The 1,135-nt window shown below is 28.7% G+C and carries 1 protein-coding gene; it reads left to right on the forward strand.

The window, feature by feature from the left end:
- Window positions 1–1,135, forward strand: a 1,135-nt coding sequence (locus tag O5Y44_RS08750) for an ISL3 family transposase (protein ID WP_371466006.1), incomplete at both ends; no start/stop codon positions are given.

A 1,135-nucleotide genomic window follows, 5' to 3' on the forward strand; every position in this document is an offset into this window, starting at 1 on the left:
AATGCCCACTATTTCTGATAAACCAGCTATCTTATACTTAAATAAACATCGTTTTATATGTAGAAGTTGTCGTAAATCATTCACAGCTGAAACTACTGAAGTAAGAAAGTATTCTAATAATTCTAAAAATCTACGAGCAGGTATTATTAAAAGATTGTCTAAAGAGAATACTTTAAAAGAAATAGCTGAATCTTGTGCTGTATCTACTAATACTGTATTAAGAATACAATGTGATCTATCTAAAACTTTAGAAAGACCTAAAACCTTACCTGTTTGTATGTGCTTTGATGAAGTGTCTTCTACTTCCGATAGTATAAGTAAAATGAGCTTCGTGTATGCAGATGCATTAACTCATAAAATACAAAATATACTTCAGGGGAGAACTAACAAGATTATTAAAGACTACTTCTTATATTATTCTTATCAAGAGCGTTGTAAGGTTAAGGCAGTAGTTATTGATATGAACTCTGGTTATAAAAGTATTATTAGAGAGCTTTTCCCTAATGCGAAGATAGTTATTGATAGATTCCATATTGTTCAGTTAGTTAATAGAGCTTTTAATAAATATAGGGTGTCATTTATGAACAGTATTAAAGACAAGAATAAAGAGTTATACAGACAATTGAAATGTTATTGGAAAAATCTTCTTACTAGCTATAATGAATTAGATAATGGTACCCACAAGAAGTTTAAATACTTTAAGTACATCACTACCGAACAAGATATTGTCAACTACTTAATTAAGCAAGATTCTCAGCTTTATAAGTGTTATTGGCTTATCCAAGACCTTAGAGAAGCTCTTGAAAAAGATGATTTTGATAGTTTTAAAGCTTTAATTAACGATAAATCTACTTTACCTAGATATATGTTTACAGCTATTAAAACACTTAGAAAATATAAAAGACAAATCAAAAATACTATGTATTACAATGGGCTATCTAATGGCCCTTTAGAGGGAATTAACAACAAAATCAAAGTTATTAAACGTATTTCTTATGGTTATAAATCTTTTAGTAACTTTAAAGCTAAAATACTACTTATTTTCAGTCTATTTACACCTTCAGAGACTAATAAGAAACCTAGATATTCGAAAGAAGAGCGTCAAGCTGTTCTCGCTAAAAAGAAAGAAATAAGA

Origin of the sequence: Gemella sp. 27098_8_155 (assembly GCF_041433725.1) — a bacterium.
Lineage (GTDB): Bacteria > Bacillota > Bacilli > Staphylococcales > Gemellaceae > Gemella > Gemella haemolysans_D.